Annotated in this window: 6 protein-coding genes; 3 read left to right on the top strand and 3 right to left on the bottom strand. The window is 61.3% G+C overall.

Annotated features, from left to right (window positions below; all coding sequences use genetic code 11):
• Positions 1-343: hypothetical protein (locus tag E2493_RS20445; RefSeq protein WP_225421412.1), on the top strand; the 343-nt coding region annotated here is incomplete at its 5' end.
• A gap of 226 nt (positions 344-569) precedes the next feature.
• Here the strand turns inward: E2493_RS20445 and E2493_RS20440 are convergent.
• The 3 genes from E2493_RS20440 to E2493_RS20430 all read right to left on the bottom strand — a co-directional run bounded on the left by E2493_RS20440 (position 570) and on the right by E2493_RS20430 (position 2,551).
• Complete coding sequence (locus tag E2493_RS20440) at positions 570-1,004, bottom strand: hypothetical protein (RefSeq protein ID WP_135090563.1); 435 nt, start codon at positions 1,002-1,004, stop codon at positions 570-572.
• Positions 1,005-1,173: 169 nt separating this feature from the next.
• Complete coding sequence (locus E2493_RS20435) at positions 1,174-2,091, bottom strand: sigma-70 family RNA polymerase sigma factor (RefSeq protein WP_135090561.1); 918 nt, start codon at positions 2,089-2,091, stop codon at positions 1,174-1,176.
• Positions 2,081-2,551: a carboxymuconolactone decarboxylase family protein gene (locus E2493_RS20430; protein ID WP_135090559.1), complete on the bottom strand. Its 471-nt coding sequence runs from the start codon at positions 2,549-2,551 to the stop codon at positions 2,081-2,083. The genes E2493_RS20435 and E2493_RS20430 overlap by 11 nt, the downstream gene beginning before the upstream one ends.
• Before the next feature lie 250 nt (positions 2,552-2,801).
• On the opposite strand from E2493_RS20430, the gene E2493_RS20425 reads away from it, so the two are divergent.
• A complete protein-coding gene (locus E2493_RS20425) occupies positions 2,802-3,545 on the top strand; it encodes a hypothetical protein (protein ID WP_135090557.1) in 744 nt (247 codons plus the stop codon).
• Between the two features lie 692 nt (positions 3,546-4,237).
• Complete coding sequence (locus E2493_RS20420; RefSeq protein WP_135090557.1) at positions 4,238-4,981, top strand: hypothetical protein; 744 nt, start codon at positions 4,238-4,240, stop codon at positions 4,979-4,981.
• Positions 4,982-5,590: the final 609 nt, after the last annotated feature.

Genomic DNA, 5,590 nt, shown 5'->3' with positions numbered 1-5,590 from the left:
CTTCCTCAGCGAGAGCTACATCTTCGAGCACAATGACCGCTTCGCGGTCGCTGCGGCCGAGGAGGGTGATGCCTTTGTCCCGTTCGTCGGCGATCTCGCCGGCGTGCTCTGCGCCAAGCACGAGCGGGTCGTCAGCAACGACAATTGCATCCGCTTCGAGGGCTTGGTGCTGCAAATTCCCGAGCAGCGTCACCGCCGTCACTACGTCAAGGCGACCGTCCAGGTGCGTCAGCAAGGCGACGGCTCCATCGCGATCTATCACGGTCCGAGGCGCCTCGCCGGCTACATGAGCGATGGCCGCCTGGTCATCGAACAGGGAGGACCCACGAAATCGGCCGCTTAAGTCTGCTCGGCGGCCGACCTGTGGCCTCCTGGTCGGTGCTCCGCACCGCCCACGATCCCACAGGTCGAACAGGAAAGAAGCGGACATTTGATGTGCTACGAAAGCCGGACATCTTTACGTGCTAGCGACACGTACCAGCAGACCTCCGCAGCCACAGTCGATGGCAGGAGCTGGCGGACCCTGTCGCGCGGGCGACGCCTTTGCGCGAGGGGACAAGGCGCGGCGGCTAGGCGGCGGTGCGGAGCATCAGGTCGTGACCGCAATTCGTGCAGATGCGCGACGGGACCATCCTCTGCTGCTGCGACGGCGGTGCGTAGCCCGAGGGCGGCGTGTGATCGAACACGCTCTGGCCGCACGCCGGGCATCGCTCCGAGGCGAGCAGCTTGCCGAGCGCGTCGCCGAACGGGCTGGTGCGCCACTGCCAGGCGCCGCGGCCGCTGCTGGCGCCGATCAGGGTCGAGACGACCAGCAGCCAGATCGGCGGCGGCGAAATGGTCGAGGCCTTGTCCATCGCATCGAACAAGGCGGCCAGATACCAGACCCATAACAGAAGAAAGACAAGCTGGGCCGAGCGCACCAGCAGCGTCACGCCCAGCCACACGGGATAAGGGGCAAGCCGGCCGATCCTGACCGGTGCAGGCACGTCGTCGCGCTCGTCCATCGCGTTGCCGATAAAGGCTCTGCCATCGGATTGCACGAGGTTGGCGGGTCGACGGCATCGTCGCTACTCGCCGGCAGGGCAAATCGCCTGAACAACCACGCCGATGAAGGACATGCCACTCCGGAACATGGCCGTGCGCGGACCGGCGGCCCGGCAGTGGAACGGGACCTTAGCGGACGAGCCGCTTCGGTTCGGTTCCTGCGATCCGTCCGTCCGATCCTTCGGCCAGCATTGCTTCGACGTGCCGCAGCTTGTCGGGGTTGCGCACGATGTAGAGAGCGGTGATCTTTCCGTCGCGCACCTCGAGCGCGGTGGTCTGCAGCGCCGCGCCGCGATCGATGCTGACGAAGCCGGGAAGGCCGTCGATCATCACGATGCGAAGCAATTGCGGCCGGTACGCCGCCTTGCGCGCCAGCCCCTGGAAGAGGCGGAGGACCCGATCCATTCCGCGGACGACATTGCGGAAGGCGAGGACGTTGCCGCCTCCGTCGGAAAAGATAGTGACCTGGTCGGCAAGGATTCCGCTCAACGCCTTGATATCGCCTTTCGTGCTGGCCTCGTGAAAAGCGCGCACGAGATCCGACGCGCTCTCCGGCGAGAGGTCGTAGCGCGGTCGCGCCTCGCGGACGTGGCGGCGGGCGCGCGACGCAAGCTGGCGAACCGCTGCGGGCTCGCGTTCGAGTACGGCCGCCACCTCGGTCAGCGGCGTGCCGAATATGTCATGCAACAGGAAGGCAGCGCGCTCGAGCGGGGAGAGCCGCTCCATCGCCATCATCAGCGTCAAGGTGACGTCGTCGGCGATTGCCTCCTCGCCGGCTTGCTGCACGAGCGGCTCGGGCAACCAGGGGCCGACATATTCCTCGCGCCGGGCGCGCGCCGATTTGAGCTGGTCGAGACACAGGCGGGTCACAATCCGGGTGAGGTAGGCCGCCGGCATTTCGATCCCGCCGTTTACTGCGGCCCAGCGCGGCCAGGCCTCCTGGACCACGTCCTCGGCTTCGCTCAGCGAACCCAGCATGCGGTAAGCGAGGCGCAGCAATCGCGGCCGCTGCGCCTCGAAAACGGCCAGGCGCTCGTCAGGCGGCATCGGAACGCATTGCCGCACCCCGCGGCGGGTGAGCGACGTGGAAGCCGATTTGAAGCCGGTTCCAGACGTTGATCGCGCCGATCGCGAAGGTCAGTTGCACCCTCTCCTCCTCGCTGAATTGTTCGGCGAGCGCGTTATACGCGTCATCGGGTGCGCCATCATCCGCTACCCGGGTCAGGGCCTCGGTCCAGGCAAGCGCCGCCCGCTCGCGTTCGGAAAAGAGGTACGAGTCCCGCCAGGCGTTGAGCAGGTACAGCTTCATCTCGTCCACTCCGCGCTTACGCAGGTCGGTGGTATGCATGTATATGCAAAAGGCGCAGCCGTTGATCTGCGACGCGCGCAGTTTGACCAGTTCCAGCAACTCCGGATCGATCGCCTGTGCCAGCGCCTGCTCGAGCGCGACCATCGCCTTGAAGCCGGCGGGGAACAGTGCGGACGGATTGTCGAGGCGGGGGATCATTGATCGGTCTCCTTGTCACGAGCATCGAAGCGCTCGGAACCATGACGAGGCAGACCCGGCCGGTGTGACATCGGCTCGAAAATTTTTCGAGACGGACGAAGCTCAAGCCGTGGAAGTCAGCGAGGGCGACGAATGGCGCGAAGCTGCCGACGATTGTGAATGAGCAGCCGGCGGCGGCAGCGACAGATAAGTATGATGTCCCTCAAACCGAAGTGGGGTAAGGCATGGAAGCGTCGACGGGGAGGTTCCGATGGTTCGATTGGCGTTGCTTGCGTTATCAGCCGCGGCGATCCCGACTTTCACGCTCGCGGCCGAGAAGGCGGCCGCCCCGGCGTCTCGCCCCTCGGGTTTTCAACTGCCTGCATTCAACGGTTCGTACCCAGGTCAGCTGTTTCGGTTCGATGGCGAGCGAGCCAAACTGCTCGTCAGAGAAGTGCTACCGGTCGTCATGGACGATGTAGCGCGGGTTGCCGTGCAGGAAGACACCATTTTCCCTGGTGGCCACTATTGGGGTCTGACGATCGACATCGCGCTGAAAGTCCGTGCCAGTTCTTCGCCTCCCATCTGTGAAGAGCCTCATGTCTACATCACCTATCAGTACAAAGGGCCCTACGTCGGCCCCGGCGGAATGCGGCCGACGGTAAGGGGCGGCACCATCGCCAATCACGCCTTCGACCGACTCTATCTGAGAAATCGTTATTTCACGATGTCCGAGACGGGCGCTTCCCAAGAACGTGCGTCAGCCATCTGTGCTTCTCTTGCCACCGATACATCTGGCTGGCGCGAAGCATCAAACATGAGCGAATATGCGGGGGAAAGGCGTCGCACCGAGGCGCTCTTCGACGCATTAGCGACGTTGCCGAAGTCACAAGTTCAATGCATGGAACCGCAAGGATCGGCTTGCAGCTATCGCCAGTCAGAGATTCTTTCGTTGGTCCAGACTTCCCCCCGGACCATTCGCAATCGGCCTCCGTTCCGAACGAGGGTGAGGTGATCGTGTATCGCCATTACGGCTACAATGATGCCGCTCAACTCGACTATATTGCAACGCTGCGCTCTGGTCAGGGAAATCGTCCATCATCATTGAACATTCGCTTCTCCAAGAGCCTCCCGCCGCCTCAAATTTGAAGTTCGACCTCGAAAGCCCTGTGCTCCGTCTAGAAACGACCGCCTTCGGGATCGGGCGAGCCAGTGGTGGATGACCGCTTCTGGCGGATAGTGTTGAAAAACTCCCTCGCGAGCCAAAAGCTGGCTTCACGGCACGGCGACGTAGAAGGAAGTTCTACGAGGGGGCGACTCCTCACGCGGCGTTGGCGCAATCCAGGCGCGTTGATAGAAAAAGCTTCTATTATCGCGGGCGCTGTCGGGCTCAGATCTCCGGGATCGGACTTTTTCAACACTATCGGCGCGAAGCTGTCATTGCTCCGAGGATCTGATTTAAGTGGAGTGTCACCGAAATTCTGATTTAAGTGGAGTGTCACCGAAATTGAGTGTCACCGAAATTCCTTCTGACCTCAGCTGAAGGGTCCGCTTCGAGCAACATGCGTAGCGCCTCTGAGAGTCCGAGATCAGCGCGAAGCTGCCGACGATTGTGAATGAGCAGCCGGCGGCGGCAGCGACAGATAAGTATGATGTCCCTCAAACCGAAGTGGGGTAAGGCATGGAAGCGTCGACGGGGAGGTTCCGATGGTTCGATTGGCGTTGCTTGCGTTATCAGCCGCGGCGATCCCGACTTTCACGCTCGCGGCCGAGAAGGCGGCCGCCCCGGCGTCTCGCCCCTCGGGTTTTCAACTGCCTGCATTCAACGGTTCGTACCCAGGTCAGCTGTTTCGGTTCGATGGCGAGCGAGCCAAACTGCTCGTCAGAGAAGTGCTACCGGTCGTCATGGACGATGTAGCGCGGGTTGCCGTGCAGGAAGACACCATTTTCCCTGGTGGCCACTATTGGGGTCTGACGATCGACATCGCGCTGAAAGTCCGTGCCAGTTCTTCGCCTCCCATCTGTGAAGAGCCTCATGTCTACATCACCTATCAGTACAAAGGGCCCTACGTCGGCCCCGGCGGAATGCGGCCGACGGTAAGGGGCGGCACCATCGCCAATCACGCCTTCGACCGACTCTATCTGAGAAATCGTTATTTCACGATGTCCGAGACGGGCGCTTCCCAAGAACGTGCGTCAGCCATCTGTGCTTCTCTTGCCACCGATACATCTGGCTGGCGCGAAGCATCAAACATGAGCGAATATGCGGGGGAAAGGCGTCGCACCGAGGCGCTCTTCGACGCATTAGCGACGTTGCCGAAGTCACAAGTTCAATGCATGGAACCGCAAGGATCGGCTTGCAGCTATCGCCAGTCAGAGATTCTTTCGTTGGTCCAGACTTCCCCCCGGACCATTCGCAATCGGCCTCCGTTCCGAACGAGGGTGAGGTGATCGTGTATCGCCATTACGGCTACAATGATGCCGCTCAACTCGACTATATTGCAACGCTGCGCTCTGGTCAGGGAAATCGTCCATCATCATTGAACATTCGCTTCTCCAAGAGCCTCCCGCCGCCTCAAATTTGAAGTTCGACCTCGAAAGCCCTGTGCTCCGTCTAGAAACGACCGCCTTCGGGATCGGGCGAGCCAGTGGTGGATGACCGCTTCTGGCGGATAGTGTTGAAAAACTCCCTCGCGAGCCAAAAGCTGGCTTCACGGCACGGCGACGTAGAAGGAAGTTCTACGAGGGGGCGACTCCTCACGCGGCGTTGGCGCAATCCAGGCGCGTTGATAGAAAAAGCTTCTATTATCGCGGGCGCTGTCGGGCTCAGATCTCCGGGATCGGACTTTTTCAACACTATCGGCGCGAAGCTGTCATTGCTCCGAGGATCTGATTTAAGTGGAGTGTCACCGAAATTCTGATTTAAGTGGAGTGTCACCGAAATTGAGTGTCACCGAAATTCCTTCTGACCTCAGCTGAAGGGTCCGCTTCGAGCAACATGCGTAGCGCCTCTGAGAGTCCGAGATCAGCGCGAAGCTGCCGACGATTGTGAATGAGCAG

This window comes from Sphingomonas parva (ex Maeng et al. 2020), assembly GCF_004564275.1.
GTDB classification, from domain to species: Bacteria; Pseudomonadota; Alphaproteobacteria; order Sphingomonadales; family Sphingomonadaceae; genus Allosphingosinicella; species Allosphingosinicella parva.
The sequence above is the reverse complement of the archived record's forward strand: the minus strand, read 5'-3'. Positions and strand labels throughout refer to the sequence as shown.

Excerpts from the sequence above, each read along its gene's own strand:
- E2493_RS20440 (WP_135090563.1), bottom strand. The coding sequence starts at position 1,004 with ATGGACGAGCGCGACGACGTGCCTGCACCGGTCAGGATCGGCCGGCTT.
- E2493_RS20435 (WP_135090561.1), bottom strand. The coding sequence starts at position 2,091 with ATGCCGCCTGACGAGCGCCTGGCCGTTTTCGAGGCGCAGCGGCCGCGA.
- E2493_RS20430 (WP_135090559.1), bottom strand. The coding sequence starts at position 2,551 with ATGATCCCCCGCCTCGACAATCCGTCCGCACTGTTCCCCGCCGGCTTC.
- E2493_RS20425 (WP_135090557.1), top strand. The coding sequence starts at position 2,802 with ATGGTTCGATTGGCGTTGCTTGCGTTATCAGCCGCGGCGATCCCGACT.
- E2493_RS20420 (WP_135090557.1), top strand. The coding sequence starts at position 4,238 with ATGGTTCGATTGGCGTTGCTTGCGTTATCAGCCGCGGCGATCCCGACT.